Origin of the sequence: Candidatus Latescibacter sp. (genome assembly GCA_030692375.1) — a bacterium.
Taxonomy (GTDB): domain Bacteria; phylum Latescibacterota; class Latescibacteria; order Latescibacterales; family Latescibacteraceae; genus JAUYCD01.
Genome location: JAUYCD010000140.1, coordinates 10481 through 32170, shown reverse-complemented (window position 1 = coordinate 32170; position 21690 = coordinate 10481). Strand labels below are relative to the sequence as shown.

Genomic DNA, 21690 nt, shown 5'->3' with positions numbered 1-21690 from the left:
TGGCTACCCTTTTTCTGCTTCCGGCTATGAAGAAAAAGTATCAGCTCACACGAAACTGCGTCCAGTTGTTTTTCACTATTCTGGTATTAATCGTGGGGTACCGTTTTTACGGTTTCGTACGGTACTGTGAGACCATCGGTGAAACACGGTATTTCGGACGCCCTCCTTCTGTCGAGGCATTTCTGCCGATCAGCAGCCTGATGAGCCTCAAGTACATGGTACTCACCGGCGAGATCAATGACATTCATCCCGCCGGTCTCGTCATTTTTGTCGCCATACTGGTCATCGCTGTCCTTTTCAAAAAGGCGTTCTGCAGTTGGATATGCCCTGTCGGATTCCTTTCTGAATTCCTGTGGAAATCGGGGGAAAGGCTGTTTGGGAAAAACGTCGGGATGCCGTTTGTTCTGGATGGCATTCTCAGGAGCCTCAAGTATGTTATTCTCGCATTTTTCTCGTGGGTGATTCTTGTCTCAATGGATGCAGAAGCCCTTCGTGCATTTATCTACAGTCCGTATAACATCGTGGCGGATGTAAAAATGCTCATGTTTTTTACCGATATTTCACGAACGACTTTCATTGTTATCGGTATATTGATCGTGCTCTCGGTGCTTTTCAGGAATTTCTGGTGCCGGTATCTCTGCCCGTACGGAGCGTTGCTCGGAGTTTTGAGCATCCTCAGCCCGGTCAAGGTCACAAGGAATCCGGGGACCTGTACAAACTGCAGAAAGTGCTCAGGGGCTTGTCCCTCGTTTATTTCGGTGCACAGCCAGCGCCGTGTCCGTTCCGATGAGTGTACGGCCTGCATGGCGTGTGTGGAAGCCTGTCCTGTGGACCACACACTCGATCTGAAGCTCCCCGGAAAAGGATTGGCGTTGTCGGGATATACTCTCTCGGCGCTGATTATTGTTGTCTATTTCTCGTTTGTTGGAGCAGGCATGGTGACCGGGAACTGGCACAATGGTGTTTCGGCACACGAATATATGATGCGGATAAGAGATATACACAGCCCGATATACGACCACAACAGGGGAAAGGTACAAAGGGATAGGGGGCTTTAGTAAAAAGCGTGTAATTCCTTTGTATAAACACAACTTGGAGTGATATGCCGAGCCTGACAGCAAAAGAAAAGAAACTGCTTTCAATCATCCAGTCGGACATCCCGATCGTCGAGCGCCCGTATAAACAGCTGTCGGAACGTATCGGGTGGTCGGAAAGAGATGTGATAGAATCCATCCGCACTCTCATGCAAAACGGTATAATTCGTGCATTCAGCCCTGTTTTTGAAGCGCGGCTACTTGGTTATGTCAGTACACTCGTCGCAGTCGAGATTGATAAAGAGAAAGTGGATGAGTTTGCGGCTGCGCTGTTTCCCATCAACGAAATCACTCATAACTACCTGCGTGACCATGCATTCGCAATGTGGTTCACTATATCGGCTGAGTCGGAAACCGTCGTCAACAGTATGCTGTCGTGGGTCGAACAGTATCCCGGCGTACGGCGTGTTATGAACTTGCCGGCGCTGAAGGTGTATAAAGTCTGTGCTGTGTTCGGAGAAACTTCGCCTCACCGGACAAGCCCTCGCAAAAGCAGGATGATACGACCGTTTAACGATGACGAGATACGGCTTGTCAGGTGTCTCCATGACGGTTTCCCTCTTGTCGAGTATCCGTTCAGACACATCGCACAAGAGCTCTTCGCTGTCGAGGACGGTATCATCGACACCGTCAGGGATTGGGTCGAATACGGCATCATCAGGAGATTCGGCGCACGGCTTAACCACCATCGGGCGGGTTACATTGCAAACACGCTTGATGTATGGAAAACGGACGATTGTGATACGCTCGGTGAATTATTCGCATCCATGCCGTGGGTCAGCCACTGTTACCGGAGACGTTCGTACCCCGACTGGCCGTATGAGCTGTACACCATGACGCATGGGCGATCGGAGGAGGAACTGAACAACCACCTGAGCCATATGCAGTCACTGGCGCCCGGAACCGAAATGATGATACTTACCACACTTCAGACACTTAAGAAAACAACGATGAAATACTTCCCGAAGGAAGGACCATGGGATTCCCTTAAACCCGTTTGAGACTGTTAAGGCGAACGCCGCGGCTCCATTCTCATCTTTCCCCAAAGACTCCTTGACCCTTCCCTTCCTTTCCGTTATCTTATAGTACTGTGATAATAGTGTTATCGGAAAAATGCATGCGCCGGGAGGGACATGACGGCAGCAAGAAAGCAGGGATTTTCATTTGAGGTCATCCGGGTATGCCCTCACACCGGGGCCAGGGCAGGTATTCTCCGGACTCCCCATTCGGTTATCGAAACTCCTGTTTTTATGCCGGTGGGCACTCAGGCCTCTGTGAAAACCATGTCACAGCAGGAGCTTGAAGCCTACGATGCCCGGATTATTCTCGGGAACGCCTATCATCTTTACCTCCGTCCGGGACATGACCTTATAAGGGAGGCGGGCGGACTGCACCGGTTCATGGGGTGGAACGGCTCCATTCTCACCGACTCGGGCGGATACCAGGTATTCAGCCTCAACGATCTCCGCAAGATCACCCCGGAAGGAGTGGTGTTCCGGTCGCACATAGACGGCTCCAGGCATCTTTTTACCCCTGAAAGCGTCATAGAGATTGAGCATGCCATCGGCGCCGATCTGATCATGGCTTTCGATGAGTGCATCCCCTATCCCGTATCGCACGAGTATGCCGCGCGCTCCTGTCTGATGACCGGGGAATGGGCCGAAAGGTGTATCGGGGAGCATGAGAAAACGACTGACTGCGCCCAGGTTCTTTTTGGAATCTGCCAGGGGAGCGTGTTTCCCGATCTCCGGGTGCAGCAGGCGGCGAGCCTCGTGGCTATGGATTTCTGGGGGTATGCGATCGGCGGGCTTGCTGTCGGCGAGCCGAAGCGGCAGATGTTTGAGATGATCGAGATCACCACGCCGATTCTCCCGGAAAACAAGCCGCGGTATCTTATGGGAGTAGGATACCCCGATGACATGGTTGAAGCTGTGTCGCGGGGTGTCGACATGTTCGACTGTGTCCTGCCCACCCGGAATGCCCGGAACGGTTCGGTATTCACCCGTAACGGCAAGGTTATCCTGAATAAGGCCTATCAGGCGAAAGAGTTCACTCCCATCGACCCGGAATGCGGATGCCCGGCATGCCGGAATTACAGCCGGGCCTACATCAGGCACCTTTTTCAAACCGGGGAGATACTTGCCCCGCGCCTGGCGACTCTTCACAGTATCTATTTTTACCTCGAGACCATGCGTGAAATGAGAAGCGCCATTATTGAAAACAGATTCCCACACTGGCGGGATGAATTTCTCCGCCGCTACCGAAACGAGGATCCCAATCCATGAATTTTGAATTCATCTCATCCGCGCTCGCGCAGTCTTCAAACCAGGCGTCAAGCGCTCCTTCTTCGGCGCCGCTCTGGCCGATGTTCATCATCATTTTCGCTGTATTTTACTTCTTTCTCATCAGGCCGCAGCGAAAGAAACAGAAGGACACCCAGTCCATGCTCGATTCCCTGGCCAAGGGCGACCGGATAGTCACAATCGGCGGTATGCTGGGTACTATTGTCGCTATCAAGAAAAAAGGGGATGCGCTCTCGCCGGATGATACTGTGGTGATCAAGGTTGCGGAAAATACCAAGATCGAGATGCTGAGATCAAGCATCGCGCGGGTGCTTGCAAAAGAAAGCGAGACGGGTAAGGAATAATGGCTCCACCAACTACAAAAGTCCGCCGCTTCGGAGACCCGGTTCTGCGGAAGAAAACGGAAGAAGTGACTGTATTTGACTCCGAGCTGAAAGACTTTATCGACCACATGATCGATACTCTGTACGAGGAGAACGGCCTCGGTCTTGCCGCGCCGCAGGTGGGGGACCTCCGGAAAATCGTGATTGTCGACCTTTCGTTCGGCGAAGAGGTGGAAAACACCCTTACCCTGATCAACCCGGAAGTCCTTTCCCAGGAAGGGGAATGTGTCATGGAGGAGGGATGCCTCTCAATTCCGGGAATTTATGAGGATTTGACCAGGCCCCAGAAGGTTCGTATACAGTACCGGGACCCGGACGGTGCGGTCCGGGAAATCGATGCGGATGGCCTTGTGGCGAGAATCGTCCAGCATGAAATGGACCATCTCGACGGGATTCTTTTTGTGGACCGCCTGAGCACTGTAAGAAAATTGCTTCTGGCTAAAGCGCTCCGTGAAATAGCGGAAGAAAACGGCAATAGCTGATGCGCATCGTGTTCATGGGAACTTCGGATTTCGCGGCGCCGAGTCTGAGTGCCCTGGCCCGCTGTCACGAGGTTGCTTTAGTGGTAACCCGCTGCGATGCCTGCTCCGGGAGGGGGCTTCACCCATCTCCCACGCCGGTGAAAACAGAGGCGCTCAAACTGGGCATACCGGTCCTTGAACCGGTAAAGCTTGCCGACCCCGGTTTCATCGCCCGGCTTTATGAAATCAGTGCCGGCCTCTTTTTTGTGGCGGCGTTCCGAATCCTGCCCCGTGAGGTTTTCTCCATTCCTCCGCTGGGCACGGTCAATCTCCACGGCTCCGTTTTGCCTGATTACCGGGGGGCTGCTCCCATCAACCGGGCGGTCATAAACGGCGACAGCGAAACCGGCATTACCACTTTTTTCATCGATGAACAGGTCGACACCGGAGACATCATCCTTACAGAAAGAATCTCCATCGGCCAGGACGAAACCGCCGGCGAGCTCGGCGCCCGCATGCGGGAGATCGGCGCGGAACTGGCGATCAGAACGGTGGACCTTATTGCTTCAGGAATGGCCCCCCGTATACCGCAGCCAATGAGGGAGGGGAAACCGGCGCCGAAGTTGTTCCGCAGGGACGGCCTCATAGACTGGTCGAGGGATGCCCGAAGCATCCATAACCAGGTGCGGGGGATGAATCCCGAACCCGGGGCGTTCACCCTATGGCGCGGCGGAAACCTGAAAATCCACCGTACCCGTGTAATTAATGAAGATACTCCGGGAACTCCGGGGCTGGCAGTCAAGGCATCGCCCCGTGAAGGGCTGGCAGTATCATGCGGGAAGGGGAAGCTCCGGCTTCTGGAGGTACAGCCCCCCGGGAAAAAGGTAATGGATGATGCTTCATTCGTCCGAGGATACAGGATTGCGGAAGGCGCCCTGATTACCGCTGATGAGTGCAATTGACGGAACTTTTCAGACCCGGGAAAGTATAATATAACAAAGGAAAGTTTTATATCTTTCTGACTCTTTTTACCTCACCCCCTATCCCCCTCTCCTATCCAGGAGAGGGGGGTAACTCACTGCTGACCTGATCTTTACCCTCTCCTAATTAGGAGAGGGTGGCCGAAGGCCGGGTGAGGTTTTAGTAAAACAGGAGGTTTTAAACTTTTCTTGCCTAATCATCTAATACAGCATGTATAATATCCTTTTGTATAACAATAAACCATGGAGGTGGTTACATGTTCTTTTGGGACCCCACAATGATTTTCATGATTCCGGGGCTTATTCTCACACTCTGGGCGCAGGCGAAAGTATCCTCGGCGTACAAAAAGTACAGCCAGGTACGGTCGCGTTCCGGTGTCACCGGAGCGAAGGTAGCCAGGGACATATTGGATCGCAGCGGGCTTTCCAAGGTCGCTGTCGAGTCTATACCCGGCGAGCTTACCGACCACTACGACCCCAGCGCAGGGGTTCTGCGCCTTTCCGAAGGTGTATACGGTTCGCAGAGCATTGCGGCCCTGGGTATCGCCGCGCATGAAGCCGGCCATGCCATCCAGCACGGCGAACGCTATGCCGCGCTCGTTCTTCGGACAGCGATCGCCCCTGCCGCGGCCACCGGTTCACAGCTCGGCATCTGGCTTTTCATGATCGGTATGATCATTCCCCTGTTTGCTCCAAGTATCCACTTGAAATGGCTTCTGGATCTGGGCATAATTCTTTTCTCGGTGGCGGTTGGATTCACACTCATCACTCTGCCGGTCGAATTCAATGCCTCGAACCGGGCGCTTTTGGTGCTGGAAAAGGGCGGATACCTTACCAGGGATGAAATCCCCGAAGCCCGCGCTGTTCTGAGAGCCGCCGCCTGGACCTATGTCGCCGCCGCAACAACAGCTATTCTCACTCTTCTCCGGCTCATTATTCTTCGTAACCAAAGGAACTGACAGCCCAATGTGCGGAATTTTTGGATATGTGGGAAAAGGGATTTCACCCGGCATTCTGGTAGACGGCATCCGCAGGCTGGAATACAGGGGATATGACTCCTGGGGCATCGCTGTCGGCGGTGAAGATGATCTCTTTATCCACAAGGCCGAAGGTAGAATCTCCGATGAATTCCTGGAGGATTTTCCCCAAAACTGTTTTCAATGCGGCATAGCCCATACCCGCTGGGCTACTCACGGCGCCCCGACCGCGGAAAATGCTCACCCGCATGTCGACTGTTCCTACTCGCTCGCCCTTGTGCACAACGGCATCATCGAAAATTACAAGCCCCTTAAACAGAAACTCCTGGATATCGGGCATACCTTCCTGAGCGAAACGGATACAGAAGTTGTCGTGCACCTTATCGAACAGCTCCGGAAGGACGGACTCGACCTGCGCCTCGCTTTTCTCGAGGCGCTGAAAAGCCTCGAGGGAACCTACGGCATTGCGCTCATCTCCAGAGACGCTCCTGGTGAAATTCTCCTGGGAAAGCGGGGCAGCCCCCTGGTCATCGGCCGCGGGCCGGATTTTACCCTTGCGGCCAGCGACCCTTCCGCAATAATCCCCTATACCCGCTCTGTGGTGTACCTGGACGACAACGAATGCGCAGTCCTCCGGGGAGACGGGTTCGAAAGTTTCCGGCTGGATGAGACTCCCACAGTCAAGGAAATTGAGCAGATAACCTTCGACCTAAAAGCAGTGGAGCTGGGAGGCTACACCCATTTCATGGAGAAGGAAATCCACGAACAGCCCCAGACCGTACTCGACGCCATGCGCGGCCGTATCTGGCAGAGTGAAGGCACAATTCATCTCGGAGGCATCGACGAGAGCCTCCTGCTCAAGGCAAAACGCCTCAAGATCATTGCCTGCGGGACAAGCTGGCATGCCGGACTGATAGGGAAATACCTGTTCGAAGGCATGGCGCGGATTCCCACCGAAGTCTGCTACGCCGCCGAATTCCGGTATGCCAATCCGGCAATCGATCCGGGAGCGCTGGTCATTGCCATAAGCCAGTCGGGGGAGACGGCGGACACACTGGCCGGGATTCGCGAGGCCAAGCGTCTCGGAACGCCGGTCATGGGAATTGTGAATGCGGTGGGAAGCTCCATCGCCCGTGAGTGCGGGCAGGGAGTGTTCCTGCACGCCGGGCCGGAGATCGGGGTAGCCTCAACCAAGGCGTTCACCAGCCAGGTGGTAGTGCTTGCCCTCCTTGCCCTTCAGGCCAGCCGCATGAGGAACATGCCCCTCCGGGACGGACTCATTTTCATCGACGCCCTCCGTAAGCTCTCCGAGCAGATGGAGGAGACCCTGAAACTGAGCGATTCCATCAAATCCATCGCGGAGAAATACCTCCATTTCTCCAATTTTCTCTACATCGGCCGTCTGTATGAATACCCGCTGGCTCTTGAAGGTGCGCTCAAGCTCAAGGAAATATCCTATATTCACGCCGAGGGAATCCCCGCCGCTGAATTGAAGCATGGCCCCATCGCCCTGATAGATAAAAATATGCCGGTTGTGGTGCTTGCCGCCCAGAGCAGGATTCTTGACAAAATAGTATCCAATGTGAATGAAATCCGCGCCCGCGGTGGAAGGATCATCGCAGTGGTCCGTGAGCATTGCACGAGTCTGGACACCCTTGCGGAGGACATCATTCGTATTCCTGCGACCCTGGATCCGCTGGTGCCGGTGCTAGGAGTTATCCCGCTTCAGCTTCTGGCCTACCACATGGCGGTGGCGCGGGGGTGTGATGTAGACCGCCCCAGGAACCTGGCTAAAAGCGTGACAGTGGAGTAAAGCATGACTTTTTCCGGGAGGTTAAATGAATATCGTTCTCTTCGAGGATAATCAATGCGACAATCTCCGCCCGGTCGGGCTGTTCCGGCCGCTCTACGAGCTGCATGTCGGCTCGCTTACCCTTTTCGATCTGGTGAAATCTCTCGATGTCCCCTTGTTTACTCTCCGCCGCAAACATTTTTTTAACAACGGCGCACCCGACGCCAAGCCTTCCGACGAATCACCCATACTTTTCTTGAATGCCTCGATCGAGCCGGATATTTCCTACAATAAGACCATTCGCGATCTTCTCGCCTCGAATGATCCATTCATTACCACAAGCGGAAACCGGGTCGCCGCCGCGCTTATTCCGGCGGGAAAAAATCTCGGGCCGGATGTTTCGTCCCAAACCATCGGCTCTCTCCTGCTTGAGCAGGGGCTTCCCCTCGAGCGGGAGCTGTTCCGCACCATCGACTGGCCTCACCAGATTGTCGAAACCCATCTCCGCATTTTCCCATCCAACCTGGATTACCTCATCTCGAGAGGCCGGTACCGTGAGATACAGAAGAATGTATTTCTGGAGGACACCGTGGACATGGCTCCTACCGTGGCGGTGGATACCGAAAAGGGGCCGGTGGTAATCGACAGCGGAGTGAAGATCATGCACTTCAACTATCTCGAAGGCCCCGTACATATCGGGAAGGGAACAAAAATTATCGAACATTCAGCCATCAAGGACAAAACCTCCATCGGCGAAGGGTGCAAGATCGGCGGCGAGGTGGAAGCGACGGTCATCGAATCGCACTCGAACAAACAGCACCACGGCTTCCTCGGGCATTCCTGGGTGGGCCAGTGGGTGAATCTCGGCGCGGGAAGTTCGACCAGCGACCTCAAGAACACCTATGGAAAAGTGCGGGTGTACTACCGGGGAAAGCGGGTGGAAACAGGTATGCAGTTCTTAGGGTCAATCATCGGGGATTTCGTTAAATCGGCGGTCAACACCTCTTTCTTTACCGGAAAGATAGTCGGAGCGTGCAGCATGATTTACGGCACGGTGACAACCAATGTGCCCTGTTTCACCAACTACGCCCGGAGTGTCGGCCAGGTGACCGAAATCGGCTTTGACCAGGTGGTCACCACCCAGAAGCGGATGTTTGCCCGCCGCGATGTCAAGCAGACCCCCCACGATGTCGAGCTGATGAAACAGGTATTCGAGCTGACCGGGGATGAGCGGGTTATGAGCGACGACCAGATCAATTTCTGAATACGGGTATGTCGTTAAGTCAGCAAAATACAGTAAATGTTAGAAATTGTGTGCTTCTGCGTCTTTAAATATCCCCCCTGCCCCCCTTATTAAGGGGGGAATATAGGGAGAGGGTTCTGTCAAATCCTAATAAATGTTTACACAGTAAAAGTAACAATTTTCTCTTTCCCCCCTTAATAAGGGGGGCAGGGGGGATTAACCTTTCGGATGATCACCTTAGCTTACTTAACGACATATCCGTATTTCTGAATTACCCCGGCAGCTTATTCGACATTGTCACCGTGCTTGCGGCGCCCTTTATTCCCCAGAGATTGACCGGCCGGATTTCAATGACATTTTCCCCTTTATGCAGTTTGACCGGGAAATCGCTCCGGTATTCAGTCCATTCCCCCCGGCGGTCGAACCGCACCTCATAGCACCGGAAATTGGGCATGGTATGTGAGAGCCTGATAACCACCAAGTCGCCTCCCCGGTATTCCGGATTGATGAAACACTGGTTCACAGAAAAGTACAGGTCGTCCGCACGGTTCGAGTAGCGGCTGAATTCGGCGAATGACTGCGCGCGCGGATCGTCGTACCAGAGACGGCCATCCCAGCGGAATGAGTGGACGCCGTCCCAGATTGGATAGGGCGCCGGTTCATTCATGAGATCGGAGCGGAGCCAGATGCCGAAGGATTCATACCCGCGCGGGCATTCCTTCACCTGGGGTTTGTAGGCGTCCCCGGCGGCTTTCCGGGCAGGAGAAGAGATACGGTCCATCTGGAAGGTGGAGATGCGCTTGAATAGGGTGGAATCGAATTGCGCTTCGTGGATTTCCATGGTGTTGGCCGGGACGCCGTCATCACGGAGATAATAAGCGTTCACGTAAGCGTCGACTAAAATCCACCGGTTGAATTCGTTGGACCAGACTTCGGGGAAACTGTGACCTCCGAGCGCTGATTCCGCACGGGTCATGATGAGCGGGCGGGCGACAAATCCGAGCGCCTCGCAGCAGCCCACAAAAGCGCTGTTGTAATCATGACAGTGAGAGCCGAACCGTCTGTCCAGGTGGCCGTAACCGCGGCTGAACATGTTCAAAGCCCAGAGCGCGTTGTTGGGCGCCCAGTGTGTGGTGCGGCTATCGATGCCGTTTTTACTGCGGTGCTGTTCTCCCTCTTTCGCCGATGAAAAACGGGACTCATGGACCCAGGAAGCAAGGAGTGCCAGTTTTTCCAGCTCTGTGCGCCCGTCTTTCACCACATCGTCGAGATGATACCTTTCCCGAAGCTCCCTGAGAATCTCGTTGCCATAAGAATCATACTTCCTTTCCAGGCTTCCCAGCCTTAGCGGCGGGTTGTCGAGGGAGGAAAGGGTCACATATTTCCCGTCCGGGAAGGTTCCGCGCTCTCCCTTTACTATGAGGCGGACTCCGGTCAGCCGCGGCGTAATTTTCAGCGAACGTGTGCTGAGAACTGCGCGCCACTGCATGTACCGGAAATCCTGTCCGGGAACCTGCATGGTAAGATTCTTCCCGTAGGAAGGTTCTCCCCAGTCAGTCCAGGAATCCTCCCCGGGAACCGGCGTCGTCCCGAACCTGACCTGCGGCCGGAACATAGCGCCCGCCGGAGTCTCGCCTTCGAGAGTAACGGATACTTCGAGATTCTTCACAGGCGTGAGAAAACCCTTCCCGTCTTTCTCCCAGAGGGCGATTGACGCCGACCAGACCATTCCCTGTTCATGACAGCGGTCCAGGAGAAAACGAACCAGGTATTCGCCGTTTTCGTTACGGTTTTCGCCGAGGCGGTTGTAGTCCCAGGTTTTTCCGCCGTCCATGCTCCGTGCGCTCCGGTTGGGAGAGACGGAATTCTCGTATGCAAACCGCCAGTCTCCGCCTTTTTCTGCGTGCATGACCACAGTGTTGATGCCCTTCTTCAGGAGACCGGGCGGAAAGTCCACCTGACGCCAGTCTTCGGTACGGTTGCGGTATCCGATGTCCGGTTTGATCGGGGGAAGCTCGGTTCCGTTGATGATGACATGGAGCGGCGACTGCGAGCCGCCCTCGACGCTCCAGTAGCCGCCTTTTCGCGGATAATGGGCCTGAATCTCGTAAAAGAACATCAGGGCGGCTTTATCAGTCTCCGGATTTTTCAATTCCAGCACTTTTTTTATCCACACGGTGTCGGTCACCTGCTCTCCGAGCCACCAGGGCACTTTGAGGGAATCTGTTCGCTCGAAGGCAGTGCGGTCGATGTTGAACTGGGCGTTGCCGTCCTCGTCCTTGATCAACTCGCCGCGCTTGAGCCGGAAAATCGGGAGATTCCCGTCTGTTTCAATGTGCGTGTCGCGCGGACAGTCAAACAGTTCTTTCCCGGAAAAGGACCGTTCAAAAGAAAATGCCTCAAATTGTCCTTTCCCGGCGGGAAATGGATCAACTTTCGGCGAGAAAGCTCGTGCAACAGGCCTTTTTCCTTTTTCCGGCTCGAGAAGAGTCACTGCCAGCGCATTTCCTCCGCCATCGGTCAGGCGGACGGCATAATTTCCCACCAGGCTGTAGTTATACCCGAGATTGGCGGTGTACCAGCTTTTGCCGCGGTTGGAGGATTTGGCGCTGCCCCGGGGGTTTTCCGCCCATTCCGCCCCTATTGCCCAGGAATTTGTTGCCGATGAATCGGTTCTGAAAACAATCCGGTTGACTCCCGGGGAAAAGTAATTAGCCGGAATGTTGGTTTTATGCCAGATAAACTTGCCCTTCCCTTTTTCCGAGTTGTACGCCGCCGCGTGTCCGTTCACCTCGATACGGAGCGGGAGGGAATTGTCATAGTACTGATAGGCGTAGAACCAGAGGATCGCTTCTTTAGTTGGCGGTTTTATACGAAATGAGACCCGCGCCCATGTGAAATCGGAAATGTCCTCTGCGATGGTGGTGCTGATATCCGGGACAGTTGGTTTCTTCTGGGCAAGGCAAGGAGAAGAGAAGGCAATTATAATGGATAAGAGCCAGGCGGCGCTCTTTAGTTTAATAACGGAATAAATCATATCAAACAGCCTCCGTTGTTAAAAAGTATATTTTGAATATTGTCTGTACCACTGATTCGTATGATACTTACTTTCTTCGTTGTAAGATACATGTTATATTTCGACATAAACCACACAATTTTTTCACTTTCAGCGGAGGAACAGCCATGCGGATTACACCATCAATCTACCTGGTCGGCGACACCCCCCTGGGGCTGACCGAAGGCGGCGACTGCCATATTTACCTGATCAAAGGGCCGAAGGGGATCTTTCTCATCGATGCGGGAAACGGCTACGACACCGAGGGCCTTATCGGTTCCATCAAAGCGGAAGGATTCAATCCGAAGAAAATCAGCCACATTCTCCTGACCCACCACCATACCGACCATGCCCGTGGGGCAAAGGCGCTCAAAGACCGGTTCGGGTGCCAGGTATGGATCAGTGGGAATGTCGGAAAGTACATGCTCGAACAGGGGAATGACGAGGAACTCTGGGTAAACGACGCCAAAGCCTGCGGCCTCTACGCTCCCGACTACTTCTATATACACTGCCCGGTGGATCATGCAGTCAGCGACGCCGAAGAATTCGATATCGGGGGAGTCCATATCACCGCGCTGAACATAACCGGCCATTCGCCCGATTCGGTATGCTACCTCATGGAACTGGACGGTCTCAGGTGCATGTTCGACGGCGATATGTTCTTCTGGGGTGGAGTCCTCGGCCTCCTCAACTATCCGGGGTCGAACCTGCTTGATTACCACGCGAGCCTTCCCCGTCTGGGCGGTCTCGGCATCGACAGCCTCTTTCCGGGGCACGGCCTCTTCTGCATGAAAGGCGGGCAGGCGGTCATAGACGCTGCGATTAAGAATCTGAAAGCGGGGGTTTTTGTCCCGTATTCCGTGGGACAGCTTCCGATCGGGGGGCTGTAAAAGACAAGGATGAAGGATGAGGGATGATGATCCGGCAAAAAGTATGAAAAAGCTCTCTGAATTGACGATAACCTCGCCCGGCCTTCGGCCACCCTCTCTATCCACCCCACAAGTGCAAGCACTTGCGGGGACCCCGGAGTTATGAGATGGTAAGAACAAGGCGCATAATGAGTTACCCCCTCTCCTGGCTGAGAGGGGGACAGGGGGTGAGGTTAAAAAAGCTGAGTAGAAGGTAAAATTTCCTTTTTTACTATATCATTTACAATGGATAATAATGCAAAAGGAGGGGACAAATCCCCCTCCTATTTGTTTTTTATCGCTGGAAGTTTATTAAAGAGGTGTTATTTCAGCAGGGTCATTTTCCTTGACTGGGTGAAACCGCCGGAAGTGACAGTGCAGATATACATGCCTCCGGCGAGGTTCCCGGCGTTCCAGGTGGCGCTGTGCCAGCCCGCAGCCTGGTAGGAGTCCACCAGGGTGGAGATGAGCTGGCCGTTGATGCCGAAGATCTGCACCCGGACATTCCCCGGCTGGACGATACTGTACTCGATTGTGGTGCTGGGGTTGAACGGGTTGGGATAATTCGGTTTAAGAGCATTGAACACCCTGGGCGTTTCACCTGCCGCAGTCGCTTTATCTGTAGTTCCTGTGCTCGGCGCGGCTTCGCTGATACTTTTTTTCAGGGCGGAAACCTGTTCGGAAGTCAGGATAGCTTTCACCTGCTCACGGGCGTTTTTACCAGGCATAATAGCATTGATGGATTTCAATTGCTCATCAGAAAGCGGCTGTCCGGCAGCTTTTAATCTTGCTGCCAGCCTGTCCACGAAAGGCTTCTTGAGCGCGACTTTCTGCTCTGCAGTGAGGATGTTCATGAGTGCGTCGCGGGATTTTGCTCCTTTTACCAAATTCTTGATTTGTGCTATTTGTCTTACGGAGAGCGGATATCCGGCTTTTTTGAGCTGCACGGCGATCCCGCCAATAACCAGACGCTCACGTTTCAATCCTGCTCCCTTTTTCAGCGCGTTCACCTGATCGGCGGTGAGGATGGACTGGAGAGCGCCCTTTCCTTCGCCGAGTTTGAGCGCTTTTATCTTGGCGATCTGGTCATCGGTGAGCGGGATACCCGCTGCTTTTAGTCTCTGCGCCATCCCTCTCAGTTGAAGCCCCGTTCTTTGCTGTTTCAGCGCGCTTTGCAGGGCTTTTTTCTGGTCATCGCTCAGAATCTTTTGCATGGCGCCACGGGCGTCCGGTCCGGGCGTGATCTTTGCAATCGCATCGAGCTGGCGCTGAGAAAGCGGGCAGCCGGCCTTTTCCAGCACGGCGGAAATACGGTCAACGAAGTTTGCCTTCGGTCTCTGCACCTGCGTCTGAGCCACTGCCGCAACCAGAATAATCAGCAGAGTGAAAAAGAGCAGGAACGAAAAGAGTCTTTTACGAGTCATTGTTTTCATTCTCCTTTTTCAAAGTTTTCGTGGAAACCGGGATATACATTTATATTTTCCGGTATTCGATGAGAAGCTCTGTATAAATCGTGTTTTTCCCCGGTTCCGGTTATTGTCACCCTTCGCCTTGTCTTTCTTTTTTATGCCTGTTTGACACCCGAAAAAAGAAAATAGTTTAAAAAAATATGAAATTTTACTGATTTGCAAGGACTAATCTTTTTCCCGGTCATCCTTCCATTTTTTATTCGGCGATAGGCATGCCATATCACTTATCTTCTCTTTAGATAAAATCCCCCCGCCGCATAAAGCGGCGACCCCCTTATTAAGGGGGTAAAAGCTGCCTGCTAACATGATTCCCCCCTTAACAAGGGGGGATGTCCGAAGGACAGGGGGGATTAGTCCTTCACGAGGACTTGAACCAGAGAATATTTTCAAGAATATATTTTCGTGGAAAGATAAGCATCATAAAGAGTTACAAAATATTGATGTAAAAATATAGGGGATGGCCAGGAAATCTTTTTCCCGGTCATCCTTCCATCCTGACCATCCGTCAGACAATTTTGCATAGGAAGTCCGGTGAAAGCCCCGCTTTCCTGTTTCACCTCAGCCCTTTTTCCCGTATATTTCAAGAAATAAACGATTATTTCCCGTTTACCTGAACCTGGGAATACCATGAATCTTACCATCTTTGCCGGACCCGACCCGGAAGCCAATCTCGACGCCCTTTTGAAACGGACCCCCCTCCGTCTGGGGCCGGTCTGCGCCGTGGTTCCCGACAGCGGCTCGGTTGCCGCACTGGAGAGGAAACTGGCCGTGCTATCCGGAAACGGATTCACCGGCCACCGGGTCTATACGATGGAGGGACTTGCTCTGGCCATCCTGTCTCAAGCCGGTGTCGCTGCCGAAATGATAGATCCCCCGGTAAAACGAGCCCTGGCCGGAGAGCTTGCAGCGAGCCGTATCGGCCGGAGCTCCTATTATTCCACAATTGCCGGGTATCCCGGTTTTATCAATACCATTCTTTTGTATCTTGCAGATATCCGCAGCACGGATAAAACCTTCATCCGCGCCCGTGAAATAGAGGCTGTCGCCGCCGCGTACGATGTGCACCTGAAACGGCTCCGGGCCGCCGACCATGAAGGCGTAGTGATGATGGCGCTTTCGGACGACCGGGCGGAGCGGTTCTCACAGGGGTTCGGTGGGCCGCTCATCGCCCACGGTTTCTATGACCTTACCGAGAGGCAGTTTCAGTTCATCTCCCGGCTCATGGCCGGTTTCAGCCGGAGCGCGGTGAGTATTCCGGATGATCCTTCGCGGCCTCAACTTTTTGACCTGCCCGGTAAACTCCGTTCCCGTCTGGAAGAGCTGGGAGGGAGGGTTGTCCGGGTAGATTCCAAAAAAGAAGGCGGTACAGGTGTGGTCGTGCGGGGTTTCCGCGGCGGAACCTGGACAGGGACCGTAACTCCCGGCGATGTGCAGATTCATACCTTTCGCAGCGAAGAAGCCGAAGCCGGGTGGATCGCGGGCTTCATACGGGATAAGATCGCCCGGGGTATCTGGGAACATCATGACATCATGATTGTCGCACGGTCAAGGCCGGGCTATGGAACTCCCCTGGACATCGCCCTGCGGAAGAATGGGATTCAAGTGGAAGGAGGAGTTCGGCGTCCGCTTTCCACTCATCCCGTGGTTAGGGTCGTTCTCGATGCGATCCAGTCCTCCATTCACCCGGATGACGATGAGCTGGCGGCGGGAGTTCTCTCCTCGCAATACACCGGCGACCGGACACGGAAAACCGGAACACCCGCCGGCCCGGAGACGGATGACCGCGGCTGGAGCTGCATGCTTGCCGATATTGATTCTCCCGAAGGCTTCATATCCAGTGTGAAGAGAATGATCGAATGGCTCAACATCCGGAATAATCTGGACGGCGGCGGAGACCCTGAGTGCGCGCTTTCGGAAGCCGCGGCATTCGAGCGCCTAAAGGAGCTTCTCGATGCATTCGCCCGGTTCTATTCCCCCCTTCGTAAAATGGTGAAAGTTACTGAATTGCATCGCCTTCTCGTTTTGTTTCTCCGGGATGCCTTCATTATCGAACAGCCCTGCGCAGGAAAAGGGGTGCTTTTGGCCGACGTGAACCATGCCCGTTATGCCACCCGCAGGATCGTGTTTCTCACTGGTCTGGATAACAGGCCTTTCGCCGGAAGACAAGGCGGTTTCTCTCTCCATGATCCGGTATACGCCCGTGAGATGCTTAAGCACGCCGAATCTGAGGACAGTCTCCTCTTTTACCTGTCCATGCACGGCGCGGAACAATTATTTCTGACATTCCCCGGCATCGACAATGAGGGCGGGGATCCGGCCGTTTCACCCTATCTAAGGGAGATTCGCGGGAATACGGCTTCATGGTGCCTGAATGCTTTTCATCGCGGAGTCCCCGGCGCTGCCTGGGAGGGAGGGTATTGCGACCGCCGCGGCAGGGATGAGCAGATCATTCGTGCGATGAAAGCGAATCCGGAACTTGCCCCCGTCATTCTCGCCGGTCAGCGCAGGAGGGACCAGTCCGCCGCAGCCCGCCTGGAGCTGTCTTTAGCCGTCTGGAGCAGGATGCAAAAAGAACCTGAACTTATCCTTGAGAGCCCGGCTCTTCTCGAATCGGTCAGCCGGGAGTGGGGAGGCGGGCGGGTGTATTCCGTTTCCGAACTGGAAGAATATGCCTCCTGCCCGGTCAGGTTCTTCCTCGCCCGTATTCTCCGGCTTCGGGTGGATAGGGAAACTATCGGCGAGGTGGAAGCGTCTGACCGGGGCATCCTCATCCATGAAATCCTGGCCCGGTTTTACCGGCGGTGCATCTCTCTGGGCCGGGCGGGTTTCAGCCGGGATGAACTCAACGACATGAAGAGCCTGATAAGGGAAATCAGCGGGCAGGTGTTCGCGGAAAAGGCCGATGCCTTTGCAGGACTCCATCCGGTGGTGATGCTGGCCGAGAAAAAATTCCTTCTTGCCTGGATGGAATATTTTCTCGAAAACGAGGCCGAATACTTTTCCTCCGCACCTTTTCGGCCCTTCTTTCTTGAGACCGGTTTCGGGCTTGAAAGTTTCTCCTGTGCAACTCCATATCCTCCGCTTCGTCTTGAAAAAGGAAGCGACCTGGTCCTGGTTTCAGGCCGCATCGATCGTATCGACATCGATGCGAACGAAACGCCTCCCCGTATCCGTATCATAGATTACAAGACCGGAGACTGCAAAGCATCGCTTTCAGATTTGGTTTCCGGTAAGGCCCTCCAGGCGCCTCTTTATTTGAAAGCGGCGACTGAGCAGATCGTTCCGGGCAGCAGCATCCATGATGGTGTATTCTATAACCTGCGCGAGATGGCCCATGTCTGCTATAAAGCCGAAAGGAAGCCCGTTACAGGCGATGATTGGGCGGAATATATCCGGATGGCCTGTGAGAGCGCACACACATCGGTTGGTAGAATACGGAGGGGGGAGTATCCTCCCGGCGAGTGCAGAGATTCCCGCTGGTGTGATTTTCGCCTGCTATGCAGGGGAGGAAGGGAAATCTCCGGGGAGGAGAGTGAATATGCCGATTCGTGACCTGGACAGCGAACAGAAACTTGCCGCGACGTCACAGGCGGACGAGGTGGCAGTCTGCTCAGGCGCAGGTTCCGGAAAAACAAGGGTCCTGGTGGGAAGATACCTTTACCTGGTGAACAGCGAACAGATTTCTCTTTCAGAAATAGCCGCCATTACATTCACCAACAAGGCCGCCGACCAGATGAAAGCCCGTATCGCTCAGAAAGCTTTGGAACTGGCTGAACAGTATCCTGATACCGCCGCACTGTGGCATGAAACGGCGGAAAAAATCTATTCCGCCCCCATTTCGACCATCCATGCTTTCTGTAATAATATCCTGCGGGCTTATCCCGTGCAGGCCGGAGTCGATCCGCAGTTTGAAATCCTGGATGATACCTTTTCCTCGCGGTTTCAGGCGGAGGCTTTGTCCGGATTTCTCAAATCCCGTCTCGATGAGGATCCCGAGCGTATTGGTATTCTCGTTCGGGCGCTCGGTTTCCAGGGATTGAGGCGAATTCTCACCCAGCTCCTTTCCCGGCGGGTGGAGGTGGTAAAATGGCTGGACGTGCATGGAGTTCCCTCTCCTGAAATACTACGGTCCCAATACCGGCAGTTTATACTGAAAAATCTGGAGAGTTTCGAAACGAGATTACGGGATTTTCATGCCATCCGCCCAGGTGAAGACAGCCTCTCTAGTATGCTTCCCGATATACTTGAAGGCTCAGTACAGATCAGGGAAATGGTTGAAAATGACCGCGTGGATGAGGCATTCCTTCGGGAAGTGATTGCACTGATACCGCCAAAGCTGCCCCGTCTGAACAAAAAAATAAAGGATGCCTGGACGGATCAGGGCATCAGCGCCGAACAGGTGAAAGGCGGGATAAGGGAGTATCTGGAATTTCTCGACCTTGTCAGCTCCTACTACCGCCAGGAAAAGGACATCACACCCCTGGTGGTTTCCTGCCTGATCGAGGAATATGTGAAACTCGATGAGCATTTCCTCCGGTTGAAAAAATCGCAGTCGTACCTTGACCATGACGATACCCTGATCGAAACCTGGCGTCTGCTCCGCCGTCATGCAGATGTCTGCCGGAAAGTGTCCGGTTCGTTCAAACATATTCTCGTGGATGAGTTCCAGGATACCGACAGCCTTCAGCTTGACATTCTACGGATGATTGCCGGGAATTCTTCGGCGAAACTGTTTACCGTCGGGGATCCGAAACAATCCATATACCGGTTCCGCGGGGCGGATGTGGCTGTTTTTAATGCATTCACCGCCCGTCCGAGCGTGGACTTCAAACCTCTCAAGGTCAATTACCGGAGTACTCCGGTGATTATCGGCTTCATCAATCATACTTTCGGCCGGATAATGGGCCGGGATGACCCGGAAAACCCTTTCGATGCCGTTTATTCGGATATGAAATCGTACCGGAAGGGGAATGACCATTGCTCTCCTGTAGAGATTGTGGTGTTCGATGCGGGGAATGCGGATGCCTGCCGCTCCCTGGAAGGTGATTTTATTGCCGCAAAAGCTGAGGAATTGCGGGAAACATACGGTTATTCCTGCGGGCAGATGGCACTTCTCCTCCGTAAAGGGACTCAGACCGGAAGATATGAGGAGGCTTTCCTGCGCCGGGGCATCCCTTTTGTAAATCTGGCCGGGGGAAATCCGCTCGCCAGTCCCGAAGCATGCGATATCGCCAACCTGCTGGGCTGGCTCTCTCATCCCGAAGACCAGGTTCTCTTCACCGCCGTGCTCCTGTCCCCTTTATGCGGATTGGATGCCGATGTTCTCTATGGCCTGCGGCTGCTGGCCGGGAAAAGCGGTTCTCTGGCGGATGCGTTTCTCACTGAAGATATTTCTCGGGAAGAATGGTCCCAAGGTAAAGACATTTCCCGTATCCGGGAAATCCTCGGAAATCTTCTCGCGTTCCGTGACCGTAAAACAATCCGTGAACTGCTCGAAATGGCGTTCGGTGAAACCGGATACACACTCACCCTTCTGGCGGACCCGCTCCGTGGGGAGATGTCGCTGGCCATTCTCGATCTCATCCTTCGGACAGCGGATAATTTCGAGGCGAAGGGCGGCAAGTTACGCGAATTCGCCAGCCTTCTCAAGAGCGGGGAGATGAGAACAGATTCTGTTGAAACTTTGGAAGTCCGCGGGGATGCGCTCAGCATCATTACTATTCACAAAGCCAAGGGAATGGAATACAAGGTTGTCTTCCTTGCCGACAGCGCCTCCAGGACTCGGAATAATCCGCATCCGTTTGTTTTCCATGACGAGCTCGGTCCCGGTTTCAGTTATCGGACGCTTTCCGGTAAAACGGTCAGAATGATGACCAGCGCTGTGGCGTCTGAGCTGGAAAAACGCAAGGAGCTGGCGGAAAGCAAGCGGCTGTTCTATGTCGCCTGCACGAGAGCGGAGGATTACCTGTTTATTACCGGGAAAAAGCCCTCTAAAAATGGGGACCCCTGGTATGAGAAGGACAATTGGTTGGGCTGGCTCGAAAGCGCGCTTTCGCTCTCGCCGGAAGGGGAACCCGGCCCCGACAGCCCGGGGGATCTGTTTACCTGCCGTGTAATCACGGATCATAAGGAAAAAAAGCCGGACCGCAGATCAGATACATGGCAATCCATTCTCGATGCCGGAAAAGATGTTCCCACTCCGAATCTTCCGGCAGATTTGTTGTTTTCCCCCGTTCTGCCCCTGCGGTATAAGGGGAAGCCGGACACACTCAGTCCCACCCAGGTAATGGATTACCTGAAATGTCCTGCTCTCTATCTCTTCAAGCACATATACGGCCTGGACCCTTTTCTGCATAGGGAGCATGGGGAAAGCCTGGGATTCGAGTATGGCATTCTGGCGCACCGTGCACTCGAACGTTGGGATTACCGTACCGGAAACCTTCTTCCGGCAATCGTGGATGAGCTTGCAGAAAGAGAATTGACGCCGGAGCTCCGAAATAGTCTTAAAGATCATCTCGGCAGGTTCATCGGGAGCGATCTTTGCCGGGTGATTGCGGGGGCGGAAGAGCTGAGGAAGGAAGAGCCGTTCGCGTTTGTGCATGATGACGTTTTGGTGCGGGGGACAATGGACCTGAAAGTTCGAACCGGTGACCGCGTGATGATCATCGATTTCAAAACCGATGCGGCCCTGCCGGAGGATGTGGAGGACCTTGTACATCGTTATCAGGTACAGATGGAGATTTATGCTTTGGCGGTGTGGTATGCGGAAGATATTCTTCCCTCCAGGCTGATTCTCCATTTTCTCACTCCGGGACTCACCCGCGATATTCCATGCTTCGAGGAAAGCATCGCCGGAATTTCACAACTCCTTACGAAAACGATAGCCTCGCTCGATGCCGGTGATTTCAGCCCGAACCGCACGGAGCGCTGCACATTCTGCTCCAGTTATTCGCTCTGCCGGATATGCTTCAGATGATATAATCCAGGAATTCACCGATGCTTGCGTCGTGGTAGGATCCCCCCTG

General features: G+C 53.9%; 15 protein-coding genes. 12 read left to right on the top strand and 3 right to left on the bottom strand.

The features are described 5' to 3' along the window. The 9 genes from Q8O92_08690 to Q8O92_08650 form a co-directional block, all read left to right on the top strand. Positions 1-1058, top strand: a 1058-nt coding sequence (locus tag Q8O92_08690) for a 4Fe-4S binding protein (GenBank protein MDP2983392.1), incomplete at its 5' end; no start/stop codon positions are given. Between the two features lie 44 nt (positions 1059-1102). Continuing rightward, positions 1103-2095 carry a hypothetical protein gene (locus Q8O92_08685; protein ID MDP2983391.1) on the top strand — a complete coding sequence of 331 codons (993 nt, stop codon included), beginning with the start codon at positions 1103-1105 and terminating at the stop codon, positions 2093-2095. Between the two features lie 132 nt (positions 2096-2227). Beyond that, positions 2228-3379 (top strand): tRNA guanosine(34) transglycosylase Tgt, encoded by a 1152-nt coding sequence (gene tgt, locus Q8O92_08680; protein MDP2983390.1) that lies wholly within the window; start codon positions 2228-2230, stop codon positions 3377-3379. Further along, on the top strand, positions 3376-3741 hold the full coding sequence (gene yajC, locus Q8O92_08675; protein ID MDP2983389.1) for a preprotein translocase subunit YajC: 366 nt from the start codon (positions 3376-3378) through the stop codon (positions 3739-3741). Before tgt ends, yajC begins: the two co-directional genes overlap by 4 nt. Then, positions 3741-4262 carry a peptide deformylase gene (def, locus tag Q8O92_08670; GenBank protein ID MDP2983388.1) on the top strand — a complete coding sequence of 174 codons (522 nt, stop codon included), beginning with the start codon at positions 3741-3743 and terminating at the stop codon, positions 4260-4262. Before yajC ends, def begins: the two co-directional genes overlap by 1 nt. After that, positions 4262-5203: a methionyl-tRNA formyltransferase gene (gene fmt, locus Q8O92_08665; protein ID MDP2983387.1), complete on the top strand. Its 942-nt coding sequence runs from the start codon at positions 4262-4264 to the stop codon at positions 5201-5203. Before def ends, fmt begins: the two co-directional genes overlap by 1 nt. A gap of 275 nt (positions 5204-5478) precedes the next feature. Beyond that, the gene (locus Q8O92_08660) at positions 5479-6180 is read left to right on the top strand and encodes a zinc metallopeptidase (protein ID MDP2983386.1); all 702 of its coding nucleotides are present in this window, start codon (positions 5479-5481) and stop codon (positions 6178-6180) included. A 7-nt stretch (positions 6181-6187) separates the two neighbouring features. Then, positions 6188-8011, top strand: a complete 1824-nt coding sequence (glmS, locus tag Q8O92_08655; protein ID MDP2983385.1) for a glutamine--fructose-6-phosphate transaminase (isomerizing) — start codon at positions 6188-6190, stop codon at positions 8009-8011. Between the two features lie 25 nt (positions 8012-8036). Next, a complete protein-coding gene (locus Q8O92_08650) occupies positions 8037-9254 on the top strand; it encodes a putative sugar nucleotidyl transferase (protein MDP2983384.1) in 1218 nt (405 codons plus the stop codon). 250 nt (positions 9255-9504) lie between these two features. Here the strand turns inward: Q8O92_08650 and Q8O92_08645 are convergent, their stop codons facing one another. Further along, positions 9505-12270: a transglutaminase-like domain-containing protein gene (locus Q8O92_08645; protein ID MDP2983383.1), complete on the bottom strand. Its 2766-nt coding sequence runs from the start codon at positions 12268-12270 to the stop codon at positions 9505-9507. 146 nt (positions 12271-12416) lie between these two features. On the opposite strand from Q8O92_08645, the gene Q8O92_08640 reads away from it, so the two are divergent. Continuing rightward, positions 12417-13178, top strand: a complete 762-nt coding sequence (locus tag Q8O92_08640; protein ID MDP2983382.1) for an MBL fold metallo-hydrolase — start codon at positions 12417-12419, stop codon at positions 13176-13178. A gap of 341 nt (positions 13179-13519) precedes the next feature. On the opposite strand, the gene Q8O92_08635 is transcribed toward Q8O92_08640, so the two are convergent. Beyond that, positions 13520-14620, bottom strand: coding sequence for a T9SS type A sorting domain-containing protein (locus Q8O92_08635; protein ID MDP2983381.1), 1101 nt, complete (start codon positions 14618-14620; stop codon positions 13520-13522). 210 nt (positions 14621-14830) lie between these two features. After that, positions 14831-14971, bottom strand: coding sequence for a hypothetical protein (locus Q8O92_08630; GenBank protein MDP2983380.1), 141 nt, complete (start codon positions 14969-14971; stop codon positions 14831-14833). A 321-nt stretch (positions 14972-15292) separates the two neighbouring features. On the opposite strand from Q8O92_08630, the gene Q8O92_08625 reads away from it, so the two are divergent. Together Q8O92_08625 and Q8O92_08620 are read left to right on the top strand one after the other, a co-directional pair. Next, positions 15293-18217, top strand: coding sequence for a PD-(D/E)XK nuclease family protein (locus Q8O92_08625; protein ID MDP2983379.1), 2925 nt, complete (start codon positions 15293-15295; stop codon positions 18215-18217). Next, positions 18204-21641 (top strand): UvrD-helicase domain-containing protein, encoded by a 3438-nt coding sequence (locus tag Q8O92_08620; GenBank protein MDP2983378.1) that lies wholly within the window; start codon positions 18204-18206, stop codon positions 21639-21641. The genes Q8O92_08625 and Q8O92_08620 overlap by 14 nt, the downstream gene beginning before the upstream one ends. Positions 21642-21690 lie beyond the last annotated feature (49 nt).